Origin of the sequence: Pantoea sp. EKM103V, assembly GCF_011800365.1 — a bacterium.
GTDB lineage: Bacteria > Pseudomonadota > Gammaproteobacteria > Enterobacterales > Enterobacteriaceae > Pantoea > Pantoea anthophila.
In genome coordinates this window covers 786,174-812,413 of record NZ_JAALFQ010000001.1, presented here as the reverse complement: position 1 = coordinate 812,413, position 26,240 = coordinate 786,174, and the positions used below count along the sequence as shown (strand labels likewise).

The following is a 26,240-nucleotide window of genomic DNA, read 5'->3' as shown; positions in this document are numbered from 1 at the left end:
GTGGCTGCTCGCCACAGGCCGCTTACCAGGCTACGGTGCCTGTTCCTGCCCGGCAGGATGCGGTAACGATAAAGAAGCAATTAATGCGCCAACTGTTAAAAGCGGCGCATACAGGCGGTAGAGAGGCGGATGGCAGGCGAGAGACGCATAATGCCGGTGCAGCGCGCACCATGGTGATCCAGACGCAGCGGGTGCGCCTTAACGGACAGCCACCGCCCGAAACGCATCTGGCGGTGGCTGACAACTTTACTGCACCAGGTTATGGCGCAGGGAATATTTCACGATGTGGGCGTTATTGGTAAATTTCATCCGCTTCATCATGCGTGACTTATAGGTGCTGACGGTTTTATTACTGATGGAGAGCGCATCGGCTATCGCATTGATCGACTCCCCGTGGGCCAGCATGATCATAATCTGCCGCTCGCGCATCGTCAGACTCTCATGAGGCGCACGATTATTACTCTGGTAGTCGGAAAAGATAATCTCCTGCGCCAGATCGTGATCGATATAGCGTGATCCCTGCGCCACGGTGCGGATCGCTTTCAGTAAAACATCCGGCGACTTGTCTTTCGTGATATAGCCCAGTGCGCCATTGTTTAACACCCGCCGGGTAATCTGTGGCTCGTTGTACATGCTCAGTACCAGAATACGCAGCTGAGGATAGAGGGGCATCAGGCGCGTGATCAGATCTTCTCCGCTCATGCCCGGCATCGAAATATCCAGCAGCAGCAGATCGACCTCGTGCTGGCGCAGACGTTCCAGCACCTGGCCGCTATCTGAGGCTTCGGCTGCCACTTCGATGTTGTCATCCAGCGCAAAAATCTGCTTCAGGCCCTCGCGCATAATGGCATGATCGTCGGCAATCATCAGACGTATGCATTTACTCATCGGTTAATACTCCCGGTTTTCGGACAGGATGGGCTGATTTAACACTTCCGGAGAGAGGAAACTTCAGTTTAACCCGGGTGCCTTTACCGGGTGTGCTGGTGATGGTCGCTTCTCCATTCAACATGCGTCCACGCTCCTCGATCCCGTGCAGCCCGCACGTTCCCTTCTTCACACGGTGCAGATGAAAGCCTTTCCCATTATCGACCACTTCAATCAGCAGCGCATCCGGCGTCAGTTTAACGAAGATATAGACGTTGCTGGCCTGGGCATGACGGACGATATTGGTGAGAGATTCCTGAACCACGCGGAATGCCGCTGTCAGCGTCACCTCATCCAGCACCACGGTGTGTTCGTCAGGTGCCAGCAGAATGCAGCGGATGCCATTGTTTTTTATAAACTGATCCCGCAGCCACTCCAGCGCAGGAACCAGGCCCAGATTGAGAACATTAGGACGCAGGCGGGTCGAGACATCACGCACCACCTGGATAGTGCTGTCCAGATGCGCCATCAGCGCCTGAATTTTCGCCTCCTGCGCATCGACAGAGAGATCTTTACGCATCGCCAGCAGCGATAACCCCGTGCGCAGCGCGGTCAGCTGCTGGCCCAGCTCGTCATGAATATCACGCGCCAGCTGTTTCTTTTCCGCTTCCCGCGCCCGCTCCAGATTATGCGTCAGCAGCCTTAACTCCTCTTCGGTCTGGCGGATAGCGGTGATATCGCGCCCGACCGCCAGCACACTCATCAGCTCGCCGTGCAAATCATATTCCGGTACGCAGCGCACATGCAGGATGCGTTTCTCTCCCTTACGCCTGACCACCAGCTCATCTTCAGCCACTTTTTCATCCACCATGGTGCGTGAGACCAGCTTAAACAGGCTCAGGCCGATCCCCCCGCGCTGCACGCTTTCGGTCAGCGGCAGCCGGGTGATGTCGGTTTCGCTAAGGTTAAAGCCGTTGCGAACCGCCAGGTTGGCGTAGAGGCAGCGGGTCTGCAAATCAAAACGTAAAATGAGGTCAGGAGAATTTTCCACGACCTGATGAAGCTGTTTTTCCCGCAGTTGCTGCTGCTCTTTTTGCCGACGGATTTCATCCATGTCGCGCACAATGCATAAGATATGTAATTCACCCTCCTGTTCATATCCGCTGCAACTGACCTCAACGGGAAAAACATGATGGCGACCGGTGTGATGTGACGTGAATTGTATGCCTTCCGGGCGGGTACTGAGTTTCCACCACAGGACAAAAACATCATTGTCGCGCAGCTCTTTATCAATGACGTCAAAGCTGATTTGCGAAAATGTTTCGCGGGAATAGCCTGTCAACTGGCAGGCCTTGTCGTTGACATATTTGATACAGAGCTGACTGTCTATCAAATATATTGCATCATGAATTTTGTTTAAGGCGATATCTGATAAGCTGGTGATATTCGCCTCATGATTGTCATCCTGGTCAGATACACCCTGTAAAAGCATTATTCCCTCCGGAGATTTATCACGCCGCAGAGAATAAATTTCCAGCGGCATGACAGTCTTTACCCGCTAAATATTAACGAGCTGATAATTTTAGCAGTGAATCTGCCATTTTTCGTATTTGCCCGATCAGGCGTAAATTCTCCCCTTCAGCGTTTCCCGTGCCCGTGAAAGTCGGGATCGGACAGTGCCGACCGGGATATCTAACTGCTGCGCAATATCCTGATAGCTGCCCTCTTCCTCAACCAGGATAGAGAGCATAACCCTGACATCTTTCGATAAAATTTCAAGAGAGGCCAGCGTATGGCTGAGTAATTGCCGGTTTTCCGTCAGATCGCTGGGGTCATTATCCAGCAACAGATCGGCGGTGATTTCATCATTAAGGTGATCAAACAGATAGTGGATCTGTTTCGCTTTGTAATAGTTACGAATCAGATTTACCGCAATACCAAACACCCAGGTTTCCGGGCGGGATGCGCCACGGAACTTATGCCGGTTACATAACACTTCAAGACAGGTCATTTGCAGGATGTCATCGGCATCTTCATGGCTGGCAATACGTTTCCGGATGAAGTTTAACAGCTTCTTATTATGCGTAACGAAGATCTCATCCCAGTTGACGTTAATTGCAAAGGGTGACTCTGCAGCAGCGGATACGAGCGTTGAATTGATCATCTTTTCTCTCTCTGAGTGGTAGCCAGTGATTACGCTACTCAGCAAGAGATATGCCATCCGCTGCCCTCTTAATAACTCCCTGTTTGTGAAAACAATTAATTTTTAATACAGATTTTTCTGAGAAATTTTTTTCCTTACCGCTGGCTGATTGATGCAAAAAATTGCACTAATTTCACGGCGAAATTATTTTCATTTTTTTTTGCTGCTTTTTTTCGGAACCGATATGCGTGCTTTGACACAGAAAGAGAGTAATGACCACTGAGGATGGCTGGCGATGCTCAAAATACAACATGCGATTCCGGCACTGGCGCACTCGCTAAAAGCCCTGCATAAAAACACGCCACAGACCGTGGTTAAAAATAGCGTGCCGGATAATGTCCGCGTGCGGGAAACGTCATTGAATGACGCGATGGAAGAAATTGGCGCCGCGTTCAGTGAAAAGATGGAGCGTAAACAAAAAGCGCAGGAGCGCCGCAATGCCTCACGTCACCTGCAGCGTGGCAGACACGCGAACAGCAAGGTCGGCGAGCTGAACGCGCTATTTTCCCTGCTTGATGGCGGTGATGAACAGCAGACATCAGAGCAGATGGCGTGGCTGCGTAGCGCGCTGCGCCAGACTCCGCCGCCGGACAGCGACACCGTGCTGGAAAAAAGCGGCGGCGATCCGGCACGCACCGCGCTGCTGCTGCGCATGCTGGGCGAACAGGCACAGGATGAAGGCGACAGAGAACTGGCCACGCAGGCCGGGGCACAGCTGGAAAGCCTGCAGAAAAACCACGGTCAGACCATTCGGGCTGGCAACAACACGGCATCAGCTATCGCCGGCTATACCCGTGACCCGCAGCGAAAACAGTCGCTGCGCGACCTTTATTACGACGGCATCGTTCACCAGCAGTCTGCCACCATGATGCTGGATATGCTGCTGGAGAGGATGGGCTCGCGTCATCTCCAGCCGACGCTGCGCACCCTGCAGCGCGCGCTGGCGGATGATATCGCCGCCCTTGCCCCCTCCATCAGCGTGACGGCCCTTTGCCGAATCCACCGCAGCCTCCGCGATGCCGCCGGGATAAGCCAGACGCTGAGCGACAGCCAGGTCTTTCTGCAGCGCATGCGGAGCAGAGTGCCCGACGTTGCCATGAACAGCCTGACGCTGGCCCGGCGTATGTTGCAAATCAGCCATAACGGCGCCTGGCAGAGTGATTTTAACGGTCTGGCAGAGGAGATTGTCGGCCAGGAGACACACCATCGGCCGCTCTTTTTCAGTTCGCTGTTTCCGCTGCTGTACGGTGTGCCTCCCTCACTGTGGCACGAGCGGGAAAACCGTGACAACGCGCTAAAACTGCTGCGCAGCATCATTACGGACGTCAACAAAACAGAGCAGCAGCAGCAACGCCGCAACCGGACCGCGGCGTCGTGAGGCCATAACAATGAATACCCTGTTTCAGATACTGAATCGCATCGCAATCAGCGCCATGCAACGCTCCGAAGTCGTGGGGGCGGCATTTGCTATGGCGCTGGTGTTTATGCTCATCATACCGCTACCGCTGCCTTTAATTGATGCGCTGATAGCGCTCAATATCTGTCTCTCCTCCCTGCTGGTCGTACTGGCCATGTATCTGCCAAAGCCGCTGGCGTTCTCAACCTTTCCCGCCGTGCTGCTGCTGACCACCATGTTTCGACTGGCGCTCTCTATCTCGACGACCCGCCAGATCCTGATCCAGCAGGATGCCGGTCATGTGGTGGCCGCCTTCGGTAATTTTGTGGTGGGTGGCAACCTGGCGGTAGGGATGGTGATGTTTCTGATCCTGACCGTGGTCAACTTCCTGGTGATCACGAAAGGTTCCGAACGGGTGGCCGAAGTGGCGGCGCGGTTTACCCTGGATGCAATGCCCGGTAAGCAGATGTCTATCGACAGCGATCTGCGTGCCGGCCTGATTGATGTGGTGCAGGCAAAAAACCGGCGCAGTGAGCTGGCTAAAGAGAGCCAGTTGTTCGGAGCAATGGATGGCGCAATGAAGTTTGTTAAGGGTGACGCCATTGCCGGGCTGGTGATTGTGGTGATCAACCTGATTGGTGGCATCAGCATTGGTGTGCTGCAGCTGGGTATGCCTGCCGGTGAAGCGATGCATATCTACTCGATTCTGACCATTGGTGACGGACTGATCGCGCAGATCCCGGCGCTGTTAATTTCGCTGACCGCCGGGATGCTGATCACGCGCGTCTCCTCAGACGATGAACAGACGGTCGATCATAATATCGGCCGCGAGATTGCCGAGCAGCTGACCAGCCAGCCAAAAGCGTGGCTGCTCTCCTCAATGGGAATGGTGGGCTTTGCCCTGCTGCCCGGTATGCCCACGGCGATCTTTTTAGTACTGGCCGCGCTGACGATGATTAGCGGTGGTTTTCAGATCTGGCGCGTCAGAAAAACCCTGAATCTGGCGCAGCCACAAATGGAAAATGAGGTCATTCCGCCTGAGCTGAACGGCAGGGAAGATCTGCGCCAGTTCAATCCCACGCGACCTTATCTGATCAACTTCTCCTCCTCATGGCGGGGTCATCCGGAGATGCTGGAGCTGGTGCAGGATATTCGCCGCCTGCGTAACCGCATCGTTTACCACTTTGGCTTTACCCTGCCCGCCTTCGATATCGAGTTTCTCGACCAGCAGGCGGAAGATGAGTTTCGTTTCTCGGTGTATGAGATCCCGAAAGTAAAAGGCACCTTTACCGTGTCGCACCGGGCGGTGAAGCGCAGCTGGCTGGACACGTTAGCCGCTGCCGACAGGGAGAGCGTGACAGAGGGTGATGAGCAGCGTCGGGAGGAGGACATTATCTGGCTGACGGCAGATCATCCGCTGCTGCAAAACGAAGAGGTCGAACACTGGTCGGCACGCGAAATCCTGGTCAGGCGCATGGAGAACGCGATTCATGCCAGCAGCCCCCATTTTATTGGTCTGCAGGAAACCCGCGCACTGGTGAGCTGGCTGGAATCGGAGCAGCCGGAGCTCGCCCAGGAGTTACAGCGCGTGATGCCCCTCTCACGTTTCTCCGGTGTCCTGCAAAAACTGGTTGCCGAACGGATTCCGCTGCGATCCGTCCGCGCGATAGCCGAAGCCCTGATCGAACATGGACAGCATGAGCGCGACATCTGGCTGCTGACCGATCAGGTGCGTATCTCGCTAAAAAATCATCTCTGTTACCAGTATGCCCGGCCGGACGGCCTGCATGTCTGGCTGCTGACACCGGAACTGGAAGAACAGTTACGCGACTCGCTGCGTCAGACGCAAAACGACCTGTTCTTTGCGCTAACCCATGAGCAGATCAGCGCCATTCTCCCGCTCATCGCCAGCGCCTTCCCGGTTGACACGCCGGAAAGCGCCGTGCTGCTGGTCGCGCAGGATTTGCGCAGCCCGCTGCGCGGGCTTATCCAGGAAGAGTTCCACTATGTGCCGGTGCTCTCGTTTGCAGAGTTGCAACCTCATCTCGCCGTCAATGTGCTGGGGCGTATCGCGCTGGATCCGGCTGCTTATTCACTGAACTCGTGGGAGAATTAATCATGTTCGAGCTGCGCGTGCTGTCTGGCCTGCATTTAGGCGCCGCGTTACCCCTCTTCGGCGAGAGCTGGCTGATTGGCCACGCCGAAGAGGCCGATCTTATGCTTAGCGATGCGCACGTGGCTGCCCGTCACTGCCAGTTGCGCCGGACCGGGACTGGATGGCAGATTCAGCCGGACGGCGGCGAAGCATCGGGTATCAATCCTGAAGAAGCGTTTCAGATCGCTGACGTCTGGCTCTGCGTTGCGCGCACAGAGACATCGTGGGCCGCCTGTATGCCTCCTGCGTCGCCACCCCAGCCCGACGAACCGGCTGCCGCGACACCTGAGCACGTCCCCCCTGCTGCTGCACGCAAAGGGTTATTCCCCCGCACGCTTCGCACGCTGGCCTGGAGCCTGATGCTGCTGCTCACCCTGACGGTCATGAGCTGGGTTTTGCAGCCTACCGTTGCCCAGACCCAGGTTACCGCCCCCCGGTCACAGCACACCCACGCCGCGATGCAGGCCCCGTTACAGAAAATGTTGCGTGAACGCGATCTGGCACGCGTCGTGAAGCTGGATATTTACAACCAGCGACTGCGTCTGCGAGGCCACCTCACTCAGTCACAGATGCAAATCTTTAACCGGATGCTCGCGCGCTTTAACGCCACCTACCCCAGCGAGACTCCGCTGAATAATCAGGTCCGGCTGCTGAAGGTCAGGCTGCCATTTCGTATTGTGCAGATCACCACCGGAAGCCGCGCCAATATCGTCACCGATGAGGGGCAGCGTCTGTTTGTCGGCGATGAAGTGGACAACCTGAGGCTGGTCGCGATAACCCCTGACCAGATCGAGTTTAACGGTCGCGAAAACATCAAGGTGAGCTGGTAATGACAGTGGCGCTGGAACAGTGGTATCAACAGCAGCGGCAGCGGATTGCCCGCTTTTCGCCGGTCGAAAGCTTTGGCCGTATCACCGGGATTAACGGGATTTTGCTGGAAAGCAGCCTGCCTCAGGCGCGGATTGGCGACCTCTGCCAGATCGTCAGGGATGACGGCCAGAGGGTGCTGGCAGAGGTGGTCGGCTTCAACCCGCAGCACACGCTGCTCTCAGCCCTCGGCCAGCTCGACGGCATTGCCCGGGGGGCGCGCGTGATTCCGCTGCGTCTGCCGCATAGCATTGTGGTGTCGGACGCCCTGCTTGGCAGCGTGCTGGACGGCTTTGGTCGCCCTCTGGATCCCGACCAGCACGGCGCATTCGCCCTGCCCGGTACCGCAGAAAATGCCGTGAACGTGCTGGGTAATGCCCCGGCTCCCACCGATCGTCCGCGCATTGCGACGCCGCTCCCCACCGGCATTCGCGCAATTGATGGTCCGCTGACCCTCGGCGTGGGACAGCGCGTAGGGATCTTCGCCGGCGCGGGCTGCGGGAAAACCACCCTGCTGGCGGAGATCGCCCGTAATACGCCCTGCGATGTCATCGTTTTTGGCCTGATCGGGGAACGTGGACGTGAACTGCGCGAGTTTCTCGACCATGAACTGGATGAGTCGCTGCGCAGCCGGACGGTGCTCATCTGCGCCACATCCGACCGCAGCAGTATGGAGCGCGCCAGGGCGGCGTTCACCGCCACGGCTATCGCTGAAGCCTGGCGCGACAAGGGCAAGCGCGTGCTGTTGATTCTCGACTCCCTAACCCGCTTTGCCCGCGCCCAGCGTGAAATCGGTCTCGCACTGGGCGAGCCGCCGGGCCGCGGCGGCCTGCCTCCTTCGGTTTATACCTTGCTGCCTACCCTACTGGAGCGCGCCGGGCAGACCTCACGCGGGTCGATTACCGCTCTCTATTCCGTGCTGATTGAAGCCGACTCGATGAACGACCCGGTCGCGGACGAAGTGCGATCCCTGATTGATGGCCACATTGTGCTGACCCGTCGTCTGGCGGAGCGCGGTCACTACCCGGCTATCGATGTACTGGCCAGCCTGAGCCGCACCATGAGCAACGTCGCGACGCGCGAGCATCTGCACGCCGCCACGCAGCTGCGCCGCATGATGTCCGCCTGGCAGCAGGTCGAGATGTTAATCCGCCTGGGTGAATACCAGCCGGGCCATGATGAGATGACGGATGCGGCAGTCTCGGCGCAGACGGCAATTAATCACTATCTGCAACAGGTGATGCACGCGCCCTGTGACTATGACACCACACTGCACCACTTATCGGAGGTAAGCCAGCATGCGCCATCATCCGCTGCCTGATCACGACACACTCCCTGATGAGACAAACAGAGAGCTGGAGCAGGCCTTTTCTCTGCTGCTGCCGATTCGCCGCCAGCGCTTACGCCGCTGTGAACGGTTGCAACGACAGGCGGAGCAGGTGCTGCGCGAAACAGAATGTCAGGCCGCCGAAGCGGAAAGCCAGCTCGACGCCGCCCGGCAGCATTATCAGCAGCTGCGCGAAAGCTTTGCCGGACGCCACCAGTCGGGGCTGCAGAAGCAGGAGCGTCTGGTCGGCGGCCTGGCCAGGGAGCGCGAGGCCAGCGAGGCGGTAAACGGGCAACGCACTCAGCTGCAACAGTGCCGCACAGAGCAGGTGACGCAGCAGCAGCAGGTGCAGCACGCACAGCAGCAGACACAGGCACGTCTGCGTGATGTGGAAAAGCTGGAATATCTGATGGCGCACAGCGAGGCATTACGATGACAGCCTTACCCCACCCGCCGCAAAAGCATTCGGCAACGCCTGCCCGTCCGGAGGTGTCGCGCCGTATGCCGCAAAGCGGCTCTTCAGAAGCGACGGCATCCGGCCGGCCTTCCCGCGCCGAACCGTTCCGCGAAGCGCGCGCTGAGTTTGACGCGCTGCTGCTCACCCCTGGCGAAACGCCGCCACTGCCACAACCGCTGATCCTGCCGTGGGAAGGCCCCTGCTCTGCCGGTCCGTCGTTATCCCCGGATGAAGCCCCTGCCGCCTCGCCGGTCAGGGCCTGGCAACAGCTGGAGCCGCCTCTGTGCGGCATGGTGGAAAAGCAGCCTGCCGGACCGGTCGCCATGACGCTGCTGCTGCCGCTGCTGGGCGAAGTGGATGCCCGCCTGACGCCTTTTGCGGCGGGCTGGGATATCAGCCTGCGCTTTGCGCCCCCCGCCATGAACATGATGGCAGCCCATCAGGAGCGCTGCCGGGCCTCGCTGCGCCGCCGGATGGCCTGTGCTGTCCGCCTGCGCTTTGAACAGCGCGGAGGCCAGGAATGACGCTCCTGATCCTGCGCACCTTGCCGCGCGAGGAAGCCAGCCTGCGCCAGCGTATCGGCCACGGTCTTCGCTTTGCGTTCACCCTGGCAGGCGACGCGGGTGAGCTTCAGCTTCGGCTTGCCGACGCCGCCGGGCGGCCACCGACACACCACTTCTTCTGCCGGGCGGGAGAGTTATCCCTGACGGGAAGCGAAGCGCTGCTGAGTCTCTTTTCCACCTGCCCGCTGATGCCCGATGCCGGGGCGTGCGCGGAGTGGTACTGGCCGCTCTTTAACCAGCATCTCAGCCCGGCGCTGCGCGCGCTGTTTGGCGACCTGACGCCGCATGACACTGCCTGCCCTCCGGTCGGAGGGATGTGGCTGACGCTGAGCGTCACGCTCAGCGAGGCGCAGGCGCACAGTCAGCTCTGTCTTGCGCCCGCTACGCTCGCGGCGTTGTTAAACCAGCCCGGCTGGGCGCCGCTGCCTGCGCCCCCCTGCAGCGATCTGCCGTTATCGCTGCCGCTGACACTGGGTGCGCTCTCGTTTACCCCCTCGCAGTTACGCACACTTCGCCCCGGTGATGTGGTTTTCCCTGCTACCCCCTGTTTTTTCCCGACCGGTCGCGGCGAGCTTCGCCTTGCACAGTTACACCTTGAGGGCGAATTGCTGTTCGGGGAGGGGCATCCTGCCCGTTTTCTTATTACCCGTCTGGAGAATACCTACATGAATGTGACCCCCGAAGAGAATATGCCTGCCGATACCCCCCAGCCGGAGGGCGACCTGACGGAAACCACGACGTCCGTGGCATCACCTTTTGATGCGCTGCCGCTGGCTTTAACCGTGCGCTGTGGTCATCTCAGACTGACGCTGGGTGAGCTGAATCGTCTGGATGTCGGCTCGACGGTCACGGTCGAGAATGTGGTGCCCGGCGAAGCGCTGCTGTGTCACGGCGAGTTTCCGCTGGCGAAAGGCGAACTGGTGGATGTCGAAGGACGGCTGGGACTACAGATTACCCATATGCTGCCGGGCGTGGCGAGCGTCGGGGATGTAAACAGATGATGCCGATGGAGATGGGGCCGCTGAACCCGATTATGCTGGCGCTGTTTCTCGGCGCGCTGGCGCTGCTGCCGATGATGCTCATCATCTGTACCAGCTTTTTAAAAATTACCATGGTGCTGCAATTAACGCGCAACGCCATGGGTGTGCAGCAGGTGCCGCCGACGATGGCCCTGAACGGCATCGCGCTGGCCGCCACGCTGTTCATTATGGCCCCGGTGTTCAGCGAGATGACCGACCGGCTGAAAGCGATGCCCGTCGATTTCAGCAGTATGGAGCGGCTCGACGATACCGCCGCTAACGGTATCGAACCGCTCAAAACCTTTATGCGCAAAAACAGCGACCCGGACATCGTTATCCATCTGCAGGAAAATGCCCAGCGTATGTGGCCTGAGAAGATGGCGAAAACGGTTACTCCGGACAATATGCTGCTGATAATCCCGGCCTTTGTGCTATCGGAGCTGCAAAACGGTTTCAAAATCGGCTTTCTGATCTTTATTCCTTTTATTGTCGTGGACCTGATTGTCTCCAATATCCTGCTGGCGCTCGGGATGCAGATGGTGTCGCCGATGACCGTTTCGCTGCCCCTGAAAATCCTGCTCTTTGTGCTGATCAGCGGCTGGACACGGCTGCTCGACGGGCTGTTCTACAGCTATTTATGAGGTTTTTATGGATATTCTGACGCTGTTTCGCCAGGGATTACTGCTGGTGGTGATCCTCTCCGCGCCGCCGCTGCTGGTTGCGGTCATCGCCGGGGTGATTATTTCACTGGTGCAGGCCGCGATGCAGTTGCAGGATCAGACCCTGCCGTTCTGCATCAAGCTCGTCGCCGTCGGCCTGACGCTGGCGCTCACCGGTCGCTGGGTCGGTGTTGAGCTGATGGAGCTGGCGCAGGCTGCGTTTGCGATGATGTCAACGGTCAGTGCCTGATGCTGACAGGTTACCCCCTCACTGATACCTTTCACGCGATCCTCGCGCTGGGACTCGGCATGGCGCGTATCTTCCCCTGCCTCCTGCTGACGCCGATATTCTCCTTCAGCGTGATTAAAGGGGGACTCCGCACCGCCATTGCCGTGGCACTGGCGCTGTTTATTGCGCCGGGCATCAAAGAACAGATTGATGCGCTTGAGCCGTCGATGCTGCTGCTGGCCGGCCTGGTTCTCAAAGAGTTACTGATAGGCATCCTGCTCGGCTTGTTGCTGGCGTTGCCTTTCTGGCTCTATGAGTCTGTCGGGGCGTTGTTCGATAACCAGCGTGGCGCGTTAATGGGGGGGCAAATCAACCCGCAGCTGGGGCCGGATGTGACGCCGCTGGGGAAACTGATGCAGCAGCTGCTGATACTGCTGCTGGTCACCGGGCTGGGATTATCGACCATCACGCAGGTGATCTGGGACAGCTATCATCTCTGGTCCGCCACACAGTGGATCCCTTTTCCTGGCGAGGCGGGGTTTCACGTCTGGCTTACGCGGGTGGGAAAACTCTTCAGCGATATGGTGCTCTACGCCGGACCGCCGGTGGCGCTGATGCTGCTGCTCGATTTTGCCATCGGTGTGATGAGCCTCTATAGCCCGCAGCTTCAGGCGACGGCCCTGACCATTCCGCTGAAATGCCTGCTTGGCATGCTGTTTTTTATCCTCTATCTGCCGCTGCTGGACCATCTGGGTCATGCGCGATTGTATGAACTTCGCGATCTCATCCCTCTCCTGTCACGGATCGTTGCCCCTGCAGCCGGAGGGACGCCATGAGCGAAAAAACCGAAGATGCCACTCCCCAGAAACTCCGGGAGTCGCGTAAAAAAGGCCAGGTCAGCCAGAGCCAGGATATCCCTAAGCTGCTGATCTCAATTGGTATCCTTGAAACCCTGTTTGCTATGGTGGAGAGCGGGATGCAGCGGATGCAGGCGATGATGCTGCTGCCGCTCTCCCGCCTGCGTGATCCGTTCGATCATGCGATGGAGGAGGTGATCGGGGAAAGTGTCACCGTTCTGCTGGTGCTGGTGGGGATCGCGTGCGCCATCGCCATCCTGCTGCGGGTCGTGGGTGGCTGGCTGCAGTTCGGCCCACTCTTTTCCACCGACGCGCTGACGCCGAAGCTGGATGCACTGAATCCGGTTAATCATCTGAAGACGCTCTTTTCCGCCCGTCAGTTTACCCAGCTTTTAACCAGCATCGTGAAAGCCGTTGTGATAGGCCTGGTAGTCTGGCAGGCGATCATGCCTGACCTCGGCAGCCTGGCTCAGCTGGCCCTTGGCGACCTCAACGGCTTCTGGCAGGGGGTGATGGCGCTGTTTATGAAAGTGTCGCGTCGGGTACTGATGGTCATGCTGATCATCAGCCTGTTCGATTTTGGTATTCAGCGCTATTTCTTTCTGAAGCAGCAGCGCATGAGCCATGAAGATATCAAAAACGAGTTTAAGCAGAGCGAAGGCGATCCGCATATGAAAGGCCACCGTCGCCAGGTGGCGCAGGCGATCCTGAATGAAGAGCCGGTGCCTGCCCGCGAGGTGAATGTGGAAGAGGCGGATGTGTTGCTGGTTAACCCGACCCATTTTGCCGTCGGCCTCTATTACCGGCCGGATGAGACGCCGCTGCCCCGTCTGCTGTTCAAAGCGTGTGATGAAGAGGCGCGCGCATTAATTGAAGAGGCGCAGCGCAAAAAGAGACCGGTGATCCGCTTTATCTGGCTGACACGCACCCTGTGGCGCACCACCCGCGAAGGCGCCTATGTTCCCCGCGAAACGTTAAATGCCGTCGCCCACGTCTACCGTCTGCTGCGGGAGCTGGAAGATCACTACCTGGATGAGGTGATTGAGATTCGGGAAGAGTGATGCGGAGGGCCACTCCGCATCAGTGCATCAGGCAGCCAGCATCTCCGGCAGCAACGTCCGGACTTCCTGAGCCTGGTGAATAAAGGCGAGCATCAGGGCGTTAAACGCAGCCGGCGTTAAACCGGCCAGCGGCTGCTGATAACAGAGCCGCATCTGCTCCTCTTCATCCAGCGCCAGCCAGCATCCACGCATTGCATACATGTCAAAGTTGAGTTTCATTAACCGCTGCCAGGTCACGAGCTGCGCGGCAAGCCGCGCTGAGGCGAAGAGCTGGCAATGCAGCAGTAACGTATCACTTCCCGGCGGAAGCTCCAGCACTACCGCCTCCCGGCCCTGCTCATCCTGCAACGCGCAGACGCCGTTGTCGAGCGTCAGAGCAATGCCCTGGCGGCGACCAAAATCGTCGAGCAGCCGCTGTACCTCTTGTTGCTGTGTCATCTTCAGCTCCTGTCAGTGTAAGGGGTGATCCGGGCTTAGCGTCGCCCGCGCTTGTCCTGCTGTCCGGCATTCGTTAACGCGTCCACCAGCGTCTGGCTGGCATGGGTTATATCGCCCTCCAGTGTGAAGGCGACAGGTGACCGCTGATTAACACCATAGTTAAAGGTAATTTTCCCCAGGTTACGGCTGATACTGACGCTGGCGGCACTGCTGCCCCCGGCGACAAACAGCGGCACAGAGATCCCCTCCTGTTTGGTATTGGTTTCACTAAAACCAATCGATTTAACCCGCAGGTATGTCCGGTCGCGCAGCAGCGCGGCGACCGTCTCCGGCTGGGTTTCCTGACGCAGCCACGCCTGCTGAAGGGCATAGCGCTGTTCATCATGCAGCTCAAGGGTGACCACCGCCTGGGTGTTACGGTTTTCTTGCAACTCGCGGATGATTGCTTTAAGCATGGGCTTCTCCTCCATAAAGCGGCTGATTGCCTCTGCGGCACTCTCTGGCAGTTCGCTGGCGAAGAGGCTATGCACGACATGCATCAGATTATTGCGGTCTACTTTGCGCAGATTACTGTATGTGCTCTGATACTCGGCACTGTTGAGCTGATGGCAGTGCAGCGCATGCGCACGGCGCTGCAAATCCAGTGCCCGGGCACTGTTAATGACGCCATACTGGCCATTTCCGGCTGGCGTCAGCGCCAGCAGATGGGTCAGCAGTTTGTCGAGCCTGTTCGCTGTGGCCTGCGACTCATCCTGAAGAAAGGTACTGAACCTGTCACTGCGTGCCTGTTCTGAGGCAGTTGTCGTGCCGTCCGCCTTATTCAGCGCCTCAAGCCTCTTTTTTTCGCCTTCAGACAGCGGACGCAGGGTGCCAGGATGCGCCTGGCGTTCGCTCAGGCTCTTTTTCAGCAGCACGTTCAGACCTGCAGAGCCCTCACTTTTCACTTTCTCTGGCGCTTTGTCCGCGTCTCTGAGCGCCTGCAGCAACGCATTGGTCTGCGGATCGTCAAAGTGCGTCTCTGTCTGCTCGATCAGCTTCTCCAGCTGGCGACGGTGAACAGGCTCCGCCCGGGCGATATCTATACTCATGCTGTGTCGGGTGCGGTTATCCATACTGGCCTGAATCGTGGTGCTGTTGACGCCAAACAGGGGGATACGCAGCCCGGATGAAGGACTCGCGGTAATGCCCACCCCGCCATTCAGACCAATGCTGGCGCTGACGGTGTTGAACATCCGCAGACGGTTATCACTGCGGCCCAGTGTACTGCCCGCCTCGCTCCGGGTGGTGGCACGCTCACGCTGCGCATTCAGGATATTCGTTCCCATCTGCGCCATGCCACCCGCGCGGATCATCACACGATTTTTCCTGCCTTCTCCGCCACTGATGGGATAGCGCAGGCCGCCACTGGCCAGCGCCATCGCAGTGGCATCCACGTTAAAGGTGAGTGTCGTGCCCTGCTTCACTTTATGACTGACACCTTTTTCCAGCAGTTCACCGGGATGAAGTTCACCCTGAATCAGCTGCGTGATAAAAGGCTGAAGTTCCGCCTCGCTCAGGGTAAAGCTGACGCTGTTCTGTAACTGGCGCTGCAGGGCAATGGCCACCATGCCACCCAGCCGCAGCGAGGGAACGATGCTGCGGTTGCCGCCAGACGCCGGGAGGGTCGTGGCGTCCGGCTGGCTCAGTGGGTTCCAGCCTGCGGCGCCAAACACCGTGCCGGTGCCGCCCCCGTTCCGGCTGAAGGTGACGTTGATACCACTTTCGCCGCGGGCGAAACTGGCGCTGTAGGCGCGATCAAGATTGCCCCGCACGCCCGGAATACCGATCACTTCCCCGCCGGGGATGACCGAGAGGGTCACCATGCCGCCGTAGTTGCGCCCAAAGCCGACGTTTTCCCCCGGCTCCAGCGCGTTGAGCGTCGTGAGAAGTTGCGCCGCCATCTGCTGCTGATCGGAGGCTTTCAGAACCGTGCGGGTCGTCATATTCAGGCCGTGGTGCGGCTTACTCAGCGCATTAATAAAAGATTTCATCGCGTCATAGCAGGCCTCCAGCTGGCGGTTATTCACAAAACCCTGAGCGGTGGCTTTCTGCACCAGATTTTCGCCATACTCCTCATCACGTAACAGACGCAATCGCGCTTTGATGGCTGCAATCTGTGTCGGGCTGGCCTGGCCGTGATCAACAGAGGCAGCCATCTGATCCACCACATCGTGCAGGGCGGCCATCATCAATCCGTCGAGGATCAGACGGGATTTCACCAGCCCCATCTCATCATGAGGATCGCGCATTCGCCCCAGTGGCGGCCGCGCCTTCTGGTGCCGGGCCACGACGCCGTTCGCGTGTAGCTGGCCAATCGCTGCCGGGCGCCCCTCACGGAGTGGATAGCGCCGGCAGACCTCATCCAGCCGGGCCAGCAGATTCTCATCATCACTGTACGGGTTGATCGCCTGGGTGGCAGCCCTGAGCCGTGAGGGATGAAACGCCTCTTTTTCACTTCCGTCACCGTGCAGCGCCCCGCTATGCTGGCCGAGCTGGCTGCTGTGGTGCTGTACGCTGTCGGCAACCGTGTCGATAAAGGCGTGCAGATGGTCGATAAACGTCCGGTCGAAGGCGCGCGTATCGAGTGCGGCGAGGCGCGCCTGCAGCGTGCCGTACGCCGCCGCGTCAGGCGTGGCCAGCAACGTTTTAAGCCGCTCATAAAGATCCGCCTGTTGCGCATAGAGCGGACGCAGCCCTTCACGCCCCTGCCAGTGATGGCGCGTGGCGTACCAGGCGTTTTTCAGGGGTCTTGGCGTCGTCATCCGGGTATTGAGTAAATGCGCGCCAAGCCGATCGCGCAGGCGGCTGTTGACATGATTACCATCACGTCCGCTCATCCCGGCAATAGTGGTTTCTGCCTTCAGCGTCATGCCACGCACGTTGACACTTTTAGAGGCTTCATCAAGCCGCGCTATCGCTTTCAGCGGCGTCTGTCGCGAGACACCAGGGGGCGGCGCTGTCAGCTCAGACGCCGACATGACCCGCCAGCGGTTCTCATCCGTGAGAGGGAGTCGCGGGCCTGCACCGTCCGGCTGCCCCTCTGCCCTTTCCGGCGACGTTGCGGCCAGCTGCCATATCGCACTGCGCCCCTCTTTGTCGACCACCATCAGCGCTCCGCTGGCACTGTTATGCAGTCGCGCTAAGGGGCCCAGTTGCGGAGGCAGCGTGACTGGCTGCCAGCGTGCATCCGGGCGGCTGCCAGGCGAGGCGCGCCAGTCCGCTTCCGGCATCGTCCAGAGCCTGCCCTGTATGTCGAGGAGATAGAGACTGCGATTCTGATCGGTCGTGATATCGGTCAGCGTATTGCCTTCGCCGTTCGCGGGCAGCGTCGCGCGGGTGTGCGGCAGCGCGTTCGCAATGCCCGCCTTAGTCAGCGTTTGCATCATCCTGTGCGCCTGACGACGCCCGGCCTGGGTGCGGTGATATTGCAGGGTGTTGTTTTCACTGATTGCCGCACAGTTTTCGCCATCCAGTGGTGCAATGGCGCGTGCTTTATTGTTTTCGTCAAACCCTGGCAGAGGCAGCTCTACGCTCAGGCTGACGTTTAACTGCCGCAGGGCAAAACGGTGATGCGCGCCGTCAATCCGGTCACTCTTCTGGCTGATTTTTACCCGTGAAGGCAACCCGTCGCGGATCACCCAGCCATTTCCGTCCTGCGCCCGCTTCAGCGTGTCCGCCTTCTCCTGGCTCGCCTCCCAGCGCCCGGCATTTTTATCCCAGGCATACAGTTTACCTTCATGAACCGTTAACTGTCCGGTGCGGCCCGTATCGACTCTCTCATGCGCCAGGGGATGCGGCTGCAATAATCCGTTGTGATGATCCAGCACCAGACTCTCGCTGAGATTCCAGCGCGCCTCAAACCGCCCCTGCGCATTCAGCACACAGAGATGTTTCTGGTCTGCCTCGCTTTTCACCACGGCCATCAGTTCGCCATCCCGGTGGGAAACCAGGCTGCTTATCATGACCCCAGCCCCCAGCTGCTCTGAGAGGACTGTCTGATTCAGATCAGGCTGTAACACGATCTCGCTGCCCGGCTGCGCTGGCGGGAATGCTGCGCTCCAGAGCGTCCCCTCGCTGTTCAGCGCATAGAGACGTCTGTGATGCAGCGCCACACCGGTGGCGTGAAACGCCTGCCTGTCACCCGCCTGATTCCGGGCGCTGAGGGTTATTTTCTGCTGTTCCTCTTTTTTCGCGCTGAGGCGACTGAGCAACATAACCGACTGTCCGGCAGTTTTCTCATCACTGAGAAGCAGGAGTGCGGCACCGTGCGAGCCGACGCAGTAGGCGGTAATCTTATCGGTTTTTGCCGACTTTTCGCCGCTGGAGAGATTGTGCAGACTCTTCTTGTCGTAAATGGCATACAGCATCCCATCAGGCTGCCTGCTTAACCGGCTGAAACTTTTTTCTTCCTCTTTATCGACCTGTTCCCAGCACATAGCGGCGTCGTTAAGCCGATAGAGCCGCCCGCCATGCTCCCGCCATTGCTCCGACACCGGCGCGCCTGACGGGGTCATCCCGGTTTCCTCGTCATCTGAGGGTTGAGGGGCGTGATGAAAGATGCCGGTCATCAGCGCAGAGACTGCCGCATCCGGTAGCGCCGCAAGCCGCTGCGGCGCGGTCAGCTGCGGCCAGGCAGGCATCGGACGGCTGCTGGTCAGACCGATAAACATCGTGGGCGACCCCTGTAGCGAAAAGAGCCTGCCGTCAGGGGCGATCAGGCCGTGCTGGCAATCGTCGTCGCTGGCCTGATGCGCCAGCCAGCGAAACTGCGGACTGGCCAGCGTTTCGCTGAGGAGAGCGGTAAGCGATTCCGACGCGCTCCGGATGACGTTTAACGTGCCATCCTCTGCCAGCGCCAGTCGGGCAGACTGCGGCTGCAGACCGCCCTGCCCGGTGGTCGCCTCCTCTTCGGCCGCACGGAACGCCTGCTGCTGCAGTGAATTGCGCTGGCTCTCCTGCAGCGCGCTGTAACGTTCTTCTGCAATGGGCGAAAGCAGATGGCGGCGGCGTGACGGCCAGGGTTCCGGCTCAGTCATCGGACGTAAGGGGGGGACCTCGGGCGCGGCGTCACTGTGACGCCTCTCCGCCGCCAGGTCGCGGCTGTTCAGCTCCGGCGGGCGGGTGCTCTCTGGCACATCGGGCGGGGGCTGGCGGCGGCACTTATCCCGCAGGCGGCTGAGGCTCTGGCGCAGGCTGCCTATGCGCTGGCGGGCATCCGCTGCCCGCTGGCGCAGGGCTGGCACGGGCTGACGGCTTACCTCCTGGTGCAGGGCGCCACCTGCGGTCTGCTGCGGGCGGCGGGAAAACTGACGTAGTGGAATAGCGTTATCGCTGCGGGCAGGCGACACAGATTGCGTCGCACGCAGGCTTCCCGAAAACGGGAGGTGAATCGCCATGGTTGATCCTCGCTCAAATACGGCCCCGGCGATCAACCGGGGTCTGAGACTACCGAATGCGGTCAGTTATCTACGGCTATCCGCGTAAAGTCATCCGGACCATTACGCAGTTGGGGTTGCCACCAGATGGTGAGGGTGTGCAGGTCGGATGAGGGGCGGCAGCTCACCTCGTTGCACCCGGCCTGTGGCCGTGCGCAGGCACTCAGCATCAGTGCGGCGGCGGCCAGCCCGATTGTTCTCAGTAACATGCTTTTTCCTTATCAGCTCAGAAGACGTTTTTGGCGGGTGCGCCGCCTGATGCAGAGAGCAGCGAAGCGCGCGACGGGCGGGCCGGCGCATGGCTGTCAAACGCCACAAACACCTCTGCCGATTCACCCGGCCGCAATTCCCCGCGTGGCCAGACCCCTACCGCCAGCGTGCGGTCACTGCGGCACACACTCTCATCAAACCGCTGCGTCTGACGCGTGTTATTGGTGATCACCCCGACGGTTATCTGTACGCTGCTGTTGCCATACCACTGATGGCGGCGGAAATCGCTGCCGAACGCCCCCGGAATACGACAGAGTGAGGAGAGCGTCTGGCCTGTGCCGCCGCTGGTCATCCCCGTCGGCACACGGTTCAGTGCCAGGTCGCGCATCGCCCCTTCGACCATCCCTTTGATGTCGGTATATTTATGACGGTTGCTCACTTCATCCATTGCATTATTCAGCTGTTCGCGCGACTCGGCGGCGATATAGCGGGAGGGGTCGACCTGATCGCCAATCAGATGCGGCGTGATGATAAACAGCCGCTCACGCTGAGAGGTTTCATAGCGTGTTGAGGTAAAGAGTTTGCCGATCAGCGGAATACTGCCGAGGATCGGGATACGTCGCTCGCGATCGCCGGTTTCTTTAGAATGGAATCCCCCCAGCACCAGCGAACGTCGTGCCTCCACCAGCGCCTGGGTACTGACCGCGGCATTGTGGGTTCCCTGGGCATCGCCCTCGTCATCTTTATCGAGCTTGCCATCTTCCACATCCACAATGAGCTGGATGGCCGATTTCTGTGAGGTGCTGATCGCGCGTGGCGTAACCCGCAGGCTGGTTCCGGCGGTGACAGACTGAATATCAGCCACCCGCTCGCCAATGGCGCGAATAAAGGCGGTATCGCTGAAATCAATCACGGCCGGCTGATTCTCCAGCGTGAGGATGGTGGGATTAGCGATGATTGATGCCGTCCCTTCCCCCTCCATCGCTTCGATGCTGGCAAAAAAGCGCTGGAAATCGGTAACAAACAGGGTGCTGGCACCGGAGAGCATATTGGCACCGCTGACGACGCTGCCAAACTGACCGGCCAGGTTGCTGGAGAAGCGCTTCAGCGCGCTGCGATCAATATCGACGATCACCGCATCAATTTCGATCAGCTTCTGCGGCACATCGATGGCGCTGATTAATGACTGATAGGCTCCCCGGGTTTTCGGATCGTCACGGACCAGCAGCAGGTTGTTACGGACATCCGCCGAGACTTTCCCCGCCAGCCTGCTGGCTGACGCTTTCTTACGTCCGGAGACCGGGATATTGCGATTAATCAGCTCATTGAGCACGCTTTGCGACTGTTCACGCGAAACCTGTTCATCCTCTCCCTGCCCCGATGCCTGGCTGCCGGAAGAGGCGTTGCCGGCGTGCCCCAGCAGCTCATTCAGGATAGTTGCCACCCCCGGCACCCGCAGTTCCTGATCGCGATAGCGGATGGTGCGATCCGCCACGGCTGCGTACCGCAGCGGAAATGCCATCATATCTTTGTTGCCCTCGGCTTCAGGTTTACTCTCCGACTTACGGGCAAATTCCGTTATCTGACGCACATACTCCGGCGGCCCGGTGACCAGAACCACGCCCTCATCGGGCAGCTCACCCCAGCCGAAGCGGGGCTCCAGCAGGCCGACCCCGCGCAGCGCCTCTTTCAGATCGGGTGCCGCTTCCGGCGAAATCTCAATACGCTGGGAGGTCTGGGCAGCCTGTGGGCTGACGTAGAGCGTGCTGTTGTAAACAAACCACTGAAAGCGATACTCAAGCGCCAGGCGATTGAGGAACGCCTCCGGGCTTTCTGCGCGCAGTTTACCCGTGACATTGCTGTCGGGCAGCGTGCCCAGATTGACCTCGACACCAAAGCTGCTGGCAAAGTCGTCAAGAATAATGTTAAGCGGGGTGTTGTCTGCCGAGTAGGCATAGGCACCGCTCTTCCATTCATCCGGCACCCGGGCGCAGGCGTGGCCCACACTCAGTACCAGCAGGGTAATGACCGCCAGCAGGCGGCCCGGAAAAGAAAAGGTAAACACGCCTGACTCCTTGCTGACAGGGGCTCAGTTAACAGCGTCGATAATCGCTTTACGGATGCCAAACTTGAACTGGGTATATTGCGAACTCGCCCAGCTGGCGTTGGACATATCCTGCAGGCGATTCTGGAAAGCATACATATCCGCAATGCTGAACGATTCGCCCGAGATATCACGGGCAAACTGATAGGCTTCATGATGTTTGCGGTGGGAGTTGGAAGAAAGCTGACGCTGGAACAGATCGTTTGAACTCATGATGGTGACTCCTCTTGTTAGGCACCCCTGTTAAGTGGCGCAGCACGCAAAGCAGTTCCACAGATTTTTTGTTTTTTATGCGCTCTCCTCTGCCAGCGCGGGTGCGAGCTGCTGATGCAGCGTCCGCCAGTCCACGACCAGCTCACCGGTGTCGGTTATCAGCCGCAAACGATCGGGCTCAAGCGCCGGGTCGGCGTACAGCGTCCAGCGCAGCGACGGCTGCGTGGCCAGCCAGTCGGCAATCTGCTGCACCTGCCCGCTGGCGCAATAGAGCGTAGCCTGCTGCTGACGCGGAGAGTGACGCAACAGCTGTCTGATCAACACCTGAAACCGGCGCTCATCGTCCACCTCATCAAGCAGTTGCTGCAGCGCCTCGTTAACGACCTTGCCGGCCAGTACCACCAGTTGTGCCTCTTCGGCGGTGCGCTGATGCTGCCAGTCAGTGAGGAGCGTCTGCGCCTGCTGCCAGAACAGGGCTTCCCATTCGCGCTGGCTGGCCTCTTTTTCAGCCTGCGCTTCGGCACGGGCCTGTTCACGGATCGCCTGCGCCTGCTGGTGCGCCTGGCGGATAATGGCGGTCGCTTCCAGCCCAAGCGCAAGCGCCTCGCGGCGCAGCAGCGTACCCGACGCCGGGCAGCCCTCCGGCAGGGAAAGGCTTTTAAGTTTCCACATTGCGCATCGCTCCCGAAGGATGTTGCACCTGCCAGAGCGCCACTTCCCATAAGGGGCGCAGGCGGTGATCGGGCAGTGAAAGTGCCGGGCTTACCGGCGCTTCCTCTGCCGGAAAAAGCAGCCGCAGACGCGGCCAGATTGTCGGGAATAACGCCTGCAGCAGGCAGAGGCTGTCGGCACTGCCGCCGGTGGTGAAAAGCCCGGCAGGCAGCCAGCATGCAACGCGCGTCCCCTTCGCCAGACGCCGCAGCCAGATCTTCAGCTCAGCGGAGAGTGGCATGGCCCCGCCGCAAATTTCAGCGACCAGAATGAGGAGTTGCGCGCGCTGCTGAGGGGGCAAATCGCTGATAGCCAGCACCATCGGCTCGGGTGCGGCCAGCTCCCCTGAGATACCCAGCGTATGTTGCCAGCACGAGGCGTGCTGACGCAGAAACTGCCTCTGCACAGGGACAGATAAACGGGCCAGCGGTGGCAGACACCAGCTTTCATCCGCCTGCAGCCAGCACTCCGTGTGCCACCAGCGCAGCCAGCGCAGAGCCAGTTCTTCATCGGGTGCAGCGTTATGCATCATGCCTCACTTCGCCTGAGCAGCCAGGCGCTTACGGCTCAGAGCCTGACGAATGAAGGCATTGGCCACCAGTAACAGCAGCAGCACCCCAAAGAATGTTGTAACTACCTTCACCATCCCGTATCGTTCCGGGGTAAGCTGAAACGGCCCCAGCTGCACCATTTCAGGCTTATCCTGCCAGGCTTTCGCTGGCACAAAAACGATCGCCAGGTCGCGATCGTCGCGGCCGACCAGCCCCGGAATACTGGTCGCCACCAGCCGCCGAATACGCGGTTCGATACTGTCCGGATCGAGATTTTCATGATATTTGATAAATACCGACGCGGACGCGGGCTGAACCGGCTCGCCAGGGGCGATACGCTCCGGCAGGACAACGTGCACGCGCGCCACCACGACGCCATCGATCTGTGACAGGGTTGCTTCGACCTCCTGCGACAGCGCATAGATATAGCGGGCGCGCTCCTCCAGCGGGCTGGAGATGACCCCACTTTTCTGAAACACCGCGCCGAGATTGGTTCGCGCCTGATGCGGCAGTCCGGCGGCATTCAGAATATTGACCGCCCGCTCGATATCGCCGCGCGCGACGCTCACGCTTACCCCCTCTTTAGAAACCTGTTTTTCCGCCTCTATCTTAAAGCGGCTCAGTTCTGCCACGACATCATTGGCATCGTTTTCCGAGAGTCCACTGTGCAGCTGCGTCTGGTCGCCACAGCCGGTCAGCAGCAGCGCCAGACACAGGGCGCAGAGGCATTTCATTACAGAGCCATTCATAGGATTCACTGCAGATTGCTGATTTTGTCGACTGACTGAACGGTTTTGGCGATCACTTTGGCGTTCATCAGGCTCTCGATGTAGTAATCAGAGAGTTGCGCATTGGCGCGGGAAAAATCTTCCGCACTGGAAGATCGCGACGCGACTCTGAGATCGTGAAAGGCCTCTTTTTGCGCACGCTGGTTGCCGCTCAGCGATTGCAGGATATTGCCCACCACGCCGGGTTCCGAAGCGGTCCCACTGCGACCGTCAGGTGCCGGGCCATTCAGCTGTGCGTTAAACCATTGAATATCCCCCTCCGACGGCGGATCGCTGTACATCTCAACTGAGGGAACCGGTTCAGAGGTGAGTGAAGAAGATTGAGAGACTTTCATCCGTAGCACTCCTGTGGCATGAAAGAGCAGGGAGACAGGAACTGGCCCCCTGCCGGAGCGGATTAATACTGAATTTTGACCTGGGCAGCCGCAGAGGCAGCCTGCGCATTACTTTCGGCGATGCCGTTAATGCGCTGGAACTCTACATCACGATCCATTTTATCGGCCTGATTTTCCTGCATTTTGTCCATCGCCTGCTGTGACCGGACCATATATTTCGCACCGCTGTAGGCTCCGGCAACCTGCGTGTAAGCAGACGCTGCGTTGGTGATGCCGTTAGAAAGTAAGCTCGCACCTGACATAATAATTCCTCGCGTTGATGATGAGTTGTCGTTGGGTGTTGCCTTCATTAAGTAAAAAAGGAGGCGACCCGGTTCCATCGCAAAGAAAATATTTCTGCCGGTAAGGCGTCTGGCCCACCCCGGGTGAGGCGGGCGACTGGTCAGGCGATAAGTTTCAACAGCTTCAGGCGGTGATAGAGGGTACGTCTGGGGATACCTAATTCAAGAATGACATCGTCGATACGATGATCGTGGCGGTTCAGGCAGTCGTGGATCAGGCTGCGCTCAATGCGCCGCATTCTCTCCTTGAGTAATCCACCCCCTTCCTGCCTGATCTCACTGCACAGCGGCGGCAGGCCTAGCACAAAGCGTTCAGCCGCCGCTTTCAGCTCGCGGATATTTCCCGGCCAGCTATGCAGCAGCAGGGTTTCATCAAGCGCGGGCGACGCTGGCGGCAGTGGCTGATTGAGGCGCAGCGCCGCCTCCTGGGTAAACTGGCGAAACATCGGCAGAATCAGCTCCGGTCGTGATCGAACGGTTGGCGTGGCAATTTTAATCGTGTCGAGGCGAAAGAAGAGATCCCGGCGAAAACGCCCCTGCGCTACCAGCTGCGCCAGCGGAATCTGCGAGGCGACAACGATGCGCAGATCCAGTCCGATACTTTTAGTGCTGCCCAGGCGCTCCACCGCGCGGTTTTCCAGGACGCGTAGCAGCTTGGCCTGCATCGTCAGCGGCATACTGTCAATTTCATCCAGAAACAGCACGCCGTGATTGGCACTCTCTATATATCCCGCCCGGGAACTGCTCGCGCCGGTATACGCCCCGGCCATGACGCCAAACAGCTCGCTTTCGGCCAGCGTTTCCGGAATGGCTGCACAGTTGACCGGCACCATCGGGCCGCGACAGCCGGACAGCTTATAGAGCCGCTGGGCCAGCGCATCTTTCCCGGTGCCCGTTTCTCCCTCAATTAAGACATCGATGTTCAATGGCGCAATCGTATTCAGAATCTTATACAGATGGGTATGGATATCGGTTACGGGTTCGGCATCTCCCGTCACTACAGAGGGACGGGAATCAACCTGACGTAAAACGCTATCCGCCCTCTCCTCATCAACAGTCGCCTGGCCTGACTGTGTCCTGTAAAGACGAACCATACATTCTCCGTTAGCTTCACTTAAGCGCGTCTTACAGAAGACACGCGGATAATTCAGCACGTTTGGAAATTCCGGAAGCAGAGCCTGATGTAAAGAATTACAAATTTACCGCGGCTTCACTCTCACTCAATCTGTCCAGGCCCGCTATCAGTCCAGGATTATTGTTTTGTAGGGATTGACGTGCAGCCGGTAAGGATTACCTTACAGGATTTAATAAAAAATCTTATTAAACATGAAGATATGATTTTCCTGAAGGCGCCTCTGCGTGTTGAGAATCTGAACCCGTATCACAAAGAGAATATTCAGCCTGGAACCAGCCCG

The 26,240-nt window shown here is 58.9% G+C and carries 25 protein-coding genes; 11 read left to right on the top strand and 14 right to left on the bottom strand.

Annotated features, from left to right (window positions below):
* Window positions 1–246: 246 nt before the first annotated feature.
* The 3 genes from HFD97_RS03995 to HFD97_RS03985 all read right to left on the bottom strand — a co-directional run bounded on the left by HFD97_RS03995 (window position 247) and on the right by HFD97_RS03985 (window position 3,031).
* Window positions 247–888 (bottom strand): response regulator transcription factor, encoded by a 642-nt coding sequence (locus HFD97_RS03995; protein WP_058956608.1) that lies wholly within the window; start codon window positions 886–888, stop codon window positions 247–249.
* Complete coding sequence (locus tag HFD97_RS03990) at window positions 881–2,260, bottom strand: PAS domain S-box protein (protein WP_244319720.1); 1,380 nt, start codon at window positions 2,258–2,260, stop codon at window positions 881–883. Before HFD97_RS03990 ends, HFD97_RS03995 begins: the two co-directional genes overlap by 8 nt.
* A 225-nt stretch (window positions 2,261–2,485) precedes the next feature.
* A complete protein-coding gene (locus tag HFD97_RS03985) occupies window positions 2,486–3,031 on the bottom strand; it encodes an RNA polymerase sigma factor (protein ID WP_058956610.1) in 546 nt (181 codons plus the stop codon).
* A gap of 274 nt (window positions 3,032–3,305) precedes the next feature.
* Between HFD97_RS03985 and sctW the strand changes: the two genes are divergently transcribed.
* The 11 genes from sctW to sctU are packed head-to-tail and all read left to right on the top strand — an operon-like array spanning window position 3,306 to window position 13,660.
* Window positions 3,306–4,448 (top strand): type III secretion system gatekeeper subunit SctW, encoded by a 1,143-nt coding sequence (sctW, locus tag HFD97_RS03980; RefSeq protein WP_167430958.1) that lies wholly within the window; start codon window positions 3,306–3,308, stop codon window positions 4,446–4,448.
* A gap of 10 nt (window positions 4,449–4,458) precedes the next feature.
* On the top strand, window positions 4,459–6,582 hold the full coding sequence (gene sctV, locus HFD97_RS03975) for a type III secretion system export apparatus subunit SctV (RefSeq protein ID WP_167430959.1): 2,124 nt from the start codon (window positions 4,459–4,461) through the stop codon (window positions 6,580–6,582).
* A 2-nt stretch (window positions 6,583–6,584) separates the two neighbouring features.
* Window positions 6,585–7,451 carry an FHA domain-containing protein gene (locus HFD97_RS03970; protein ID WP_167430960.1) on the top strand — a complete coding sequence of 289 codons (867 nt, stop codon included), beginning with the start codon at window positions 6,585–6,587 and terminating at the stop codon, window positions 7,449–7,451.
* On the top strand, window positions 7,451–8,809 hold the full coding sequence (sctN, locus tag HFD97_RS03965; RefSeq protein ID WP_185155336.1) for a type III secretion system ATPase SctN: 1,359 nt from the start codon (window positions 7,451–7,453) through the stop codon (window positions 8,807–8,809). The genes HFD97_RS03970 and sctN overlap by 1 nt, the downstream gene beginning before the upstream one ends.
* Window positions 8,787–9,251, top strand: coding sequence for a hypothetical protein (locus HFD97_RS03960; protein WP_058956615.1), 465 nt, complete (start codon window positions 8,787–8,789; stop codon window positions 9,249–9,251). The genes sctN and HFD97_RS03960 overlap by 23 nt, the downstream gene beginning before the upstream one ends.
* Complete coding sequence (locus HFD97_RS03955) at window positions 9,248–9,796, top strand: type III secretion system HrpP C-terminal domain-containing protein (RefSeq protein WP_167430961.1); 549 nt, start codon at window positions 9,248–9,250, stop codon at window positions 9,794–9,796. The genes HFD97_RS03960 and HFD97_RS03955 overlap by 4 nt, the downstream gene beginning before the upstream one ends.
* Window positions 9,793–10,836: a FliM/FliN family flagellar motor switch protein gene (locus tag HFD97_RS03950; protein WP_167430962.1), complete on the top strand. Its 1,044-nt coding sequence runs from the start codon at window positions 9,793–9,795 to the stop codon at window positions 10,834–10,836. Before HFD97_RS03955 ends, HFD97_RS03950 begins: the two co-directional genes overlap by 4 nt.
* A 5-nt stretch (window positions 10,837–10,841) precedes the next feature.
* Window positions 10,842–11,495 (top strand): type III secretion system export apparatus subunit SctR, encoded by a 654-nt coding sequence (gene sctR / locus HFD97_RS03945; protein ID WP_058956618.1) that lies wholly within the window; start codon window positions 10,842–10,844, stop codon window positions 11,493–11,495.
* Between the two features lie 7 nt (window positions 11,496–11,502).
* Window positions 11,503–11,763 (top strand): type III secretion system export apparatus subunit SctS, encoded by a 261-nt coding sequence (gene sctS / locus HFD97_RS03940; protein WP_111208903.1) that lies wholly within the window; start codon window positions 11,503–11,505, stop codon window positions 11,761–11,763.
* Window positions 11,763–12,578, top strand: a complete 816-nt coding sequence (gene sctT, locus HFD97_RS03935) for a type III secretion system export apparatus subunit SctT (protein ID WP_058956620.1) — start codon at window positions 11,763–11,765, stop codon at window positions 12,576–12,578. Before sctS ends, sctT begins: the two co-directional genes overlap by 1 nt.
* Window positions 12,575–13,660: a type III secretion system export apparatus subunit SctU gene (gene sctU / locus HFD97_RS03930; protein ID WP_150030034.1), complete on the top strand. Its 1,086-nt coding sequence runs from the start codon at window positions 12,575–12,577 to the stop codon at window positions 13,658–13,660. Before sctT ends, sctU begins: the two co-directional genes overlap by 4 nt.
* A gap of 27 nt (window positions 13,661–13,687) precedes the next feature.
* On the opposite strand, the gene HFD97_RS03925 is transcribed toward sctU, so the two are convergent.
* From HFD97_RS03925 to HFD97_RS03875, 11 genes are all read right to left on the bottom strand, one after another.
* The gene (locus HFD97_RS03925) at window positions 13,688–14,098 is read right to left on the bottom strand and encodes a type III secretion system chaperone (protein WP_150030035.1); all 411 of its coding nucleotides are present in this window, start codon (window positions 14,096–14,098) and stop codon (window positions 13,688–13,690) included.
* Between the two features lie 35 nt (window positions 14,099–14,133).
* Window positions 14,134–19,533: an AvrE-family type 3 secretion system effector gene (locus HFD97_RS03920; RefSeq protein ID WP_167430963.1), complete on the bottom strand. Its 5,400-nt coding sequence runs from the start codon at window positions 19,531–19,533 to the stop codon at window positions 14,134–14,136.
* Window positions 19,534–19,595: 62 nt separating this feature from the next.
* Complete coding sequence (gene hrpT / locus HFD97_RS03915; protein WP_058956625.1) at window positions 19,596–19,781, bottom strand: HrpT family type III secretion system protein; 186 nt, start codon at window positions 19,779–19,781, stop codon at window positions 19,596–19,598.
* 17 nt (window positions 19,782–19,798) lie between these two features.
* On the bottom strand, window positions 19,799–21,847 hold the full coding sequence (sctC, locus tag HFD97_RS03910; RefSeq protein ID WP_111208908.1) for a type III secretion system outer membrane ring subunit SctC: 2,049 nt from the start codon (window positions 21,845–21,847) through the stop codon (window positions 19,799–19,801).
* A 24-nt stretch (window positions 21,848–21,871) separates the two neighbouring features.
* A complete protein-coding gene (locus HFD97_RS03905) occupies window positions 21,872–22,099 on the bottom strand; it encodes an HrpF protein (RefSeq protein WP_058956626.1) in 228 nt (75 codons plus the stop codon).
* A gap of 75 nt (window positions 22,100–22,174) precedes the next feature.
* The gene (sctL, locus tag HFD97_RS03900; protein WP_167430964.1) at window positions 22,175–22,771 is read right to left on the bottom strand and encodes a type III secretion system stator protein SctL; all 597 of its coding nucleotides are present in this window, start codon (window positions 22,769–22,771) and stop codon (window positions 22,175–22,177) included.
* On the bottom strand, window positions 22,758–23,342 hold the full coding sequence (locus HFD97_RS03895) for a serine kinase (RefSeq protein WP_167430965.1): 585 nt from the start codon (window positions 23,340–23,342) through the stop codon (window positions 22,758–22,760). The genes sctL and HFD97_RS03895 overlap by 14 nt, the downstream gene beginning before the upstream one ends.
* Before the next feature lie 3 nt (window positions 23,343–23,345).
* Window positions 23,346–24,110, bottom strand: a complete 765-nt coding sequence (gene sctJ / locus HFD97_RS03890; protein ID WP_167430966.1) for a type III secretion system inner membrane ring lipoprotein SctJ — start codon at window positions 24,108–24,110, stop codon at window positions 23,346–23,348.
* Between the two features lie 5 nt (window positions 24,111–24,115).
* On the bottom strand, window positions 24,116–24,484 hold the full coding sequence (locus HFD97_RS03885) for an EscI/YscI/HrpB family type III secretion system inner rod protein (RefSeq protein ID WP_167430967.1): 369 nt from the start codon (window positions 24,482–24,484) through the stop codon (window positions 24,116–24,118).
* 62 nt (window positions 24,485–24,546) lie between these two features.
* On the bottom strand, window positions 24,547–24,786 hold the full coding sequence (locus HFD97_RS03880) for a hypothetical protein (protein WP_058956631.1): 240 nt from the start codon (window positions 24,784–24,786) through the stop codon (window positions 24,547–24,549).
* A 140-nt stretch (window positions 24,787–24,926) separates the two neighbouring features.
* On the bottom strand, window positions 24,927–25,919 hold the full coding sequence (locus HFD97_RS03875; RefSeq protein ID WP_058956649.1) for a sigma 54-interacting transcriptional regulator: 993 nt from the start codon (window positions 25,917–25,919) through the stop codon (window positions 24,927–24,929).
* Window positions 25,920–26,240: the final 321 nt, after the last annotated feature.

Excerpts from the sequence above, each read along its gene's own strand:
- sctS (WP_111208903.1), top strand. The coding sequence starts at position 11,503 with ATGGATATTCTGACGCTGTTTCGCCAGGGATTACTGCTGGTGGTGATC.
- sctV (WP_167430959.1), top strand. The coding sequence starts at position 4,459 with ATGAATACCCTGTTTCAGATACTGAATCGCATCGCAATCAGCGCCATG.
- HFD97_RS03875 (WP_058956649.1), bottom strand. The coding sequence starts at position 25,919 with ATGGTTCGTCTTTACAGGACACAGTCAGGCCAGGCGACTGTTGATGAG.
- HFD97_RS03985 (WP_058956610.1), bottom strand. The coding sequence starts at position 3,031 with ATGATCAATTCAACGCTCGTATCCGCTGCTGCAGAGTCACCCTTTGCA.
- sctT (WP_058956620.1), top strand. The coding sequence starts at position 11,763 with ATGCTGACAGGTTACCCCCTCACTGATACCTTTCACGCGATCCTCGCG.
- HFD97_RS03880 (WP_058956631.1), bottom strand. The coding sequence starts at position 24,786 with ATGTCAGGTGCGAGCTTACTTTCTAACGGCATCACCAACGCAGCGTCT.
- sctN (WP_185155336.1), top strand. The coding sequence starts at position 7,451 with ATGACAGTGGCGCTGGAACAGTGGTATCAACAGCAGCGGCAGCGGATT.
- HFD97_RS03905 (WP_058956626.1), bottom strand. The coding sequence starts at position 22,099 with ATGAGTTCAAACGATCTGTTCCAGCGTCAGCTTTCTTCCAACTCCCAC.
- HFD97_RS03960 (WP_058956615.1), top strand. The coding sequence starts at position 8,787 with ATGCGCCATCATCCGCTGCCTGATCACGACACACTCCCTGATGAGACA.
- HFD97_RS03925 (WP_150030035.1), bottom strand. The coding sequence starts at position 14,098 with ATGACACAGCAACAAGAGGTACAGCGGCTGCTCGACGATTTTGGTCGC.
- sctU (WP_150030034.1), top strand. The coding sequence starts at position 12,575 with ATGAGCGAAAAAACCGAAGATGCCACTCCCCAGAAACTCCGGGAGTCG.
- sctR (WP_058956618.1), top strand. The coding sequence starts at position 10,842 with ATGGAGATGGGGCCGCTGAACCCGATTATGCTGGCGCTGTTTCTCGGC.
- HFD97_RS03895 (WP_167430965.1), bottom strand. The coding sequence starts at position 23,342 with ATGATGCATAACGCTGCACCCGATGAAGAACTGGCTCTGCGCTGGCTG.
- HFD97_RS03950 (WP_167430962.1), top strand. The coding sequence starts at position 9,793 with ATGACGCTCCTGATCCTGCGCACCTTGCCGCGCGAGGAAGCCAGCCTG.
- sctJ (WP_167430966.1), bottom strand. The coding sequence starts at position 24,110 with ATGAATGGCTCTGTAATGAAATGCCTCTGCGCCCTGTGTCTGGCGCTG.
- sctW (WP_167430958.1), top strand. The coding sequence starts at position 3,306 with ATGCTCAAAATACAACATGCGATTCCGGCACTGGCGCACTCGCTAAAA.
- HFD97_RS03920 (WP_167430963.1), bottom strand. The coding sequence starts at position 19,533 with ATGGCGATTCACCTCCCGTTTTCGGGAAGCCTGCGTGCGACGCAATCT.
- hrpT (WP_058956625.1), bottom strand. The coding sequence starts at position 19,781 with ATGTTACTGAGAACAATCGGGCTGGCCGCCGCCGCACTGATGCTGAGT.
- HFD97_RS03970 (WP_167430960.1), top strand. The coding sequence starts at position 6,585 with ATGTTCGAGCTGCGCGTGCTGTCTGGCCTGCATTTAGGCGCCGCGTTA.
- HFD97_RS03955 (WP_167430961.1), top strand. The coding sequence starts at position 9,248 with ATGACAGCCTTACCCCACCCGCCGCAAAAGCATTCGGCAACGCCTGCC.
- HFD97_RS03885 (WP_167430967.1), bottom strand. The coding sequence starts at position 24,484 with ATGAAAGTCTCTCAATCTTCTTCACTCACCTCTGAACCGGTTCCCTCA.
- HFD97_RS03995 (WP_058956608.1), bottom strand. The coding sequence starts at position 888 with ATGAGTAAATGCATACGTCTGATGATTGCCGACGATCATGCCATTATG.
- sctL (WP_167430964.1), bottom strand. The coding sequence starts at position 22,771 with ATGTGGAAACTTAAAAGCCTTTCCCTGCCGGAGGGCTGCCCGGCGTCG.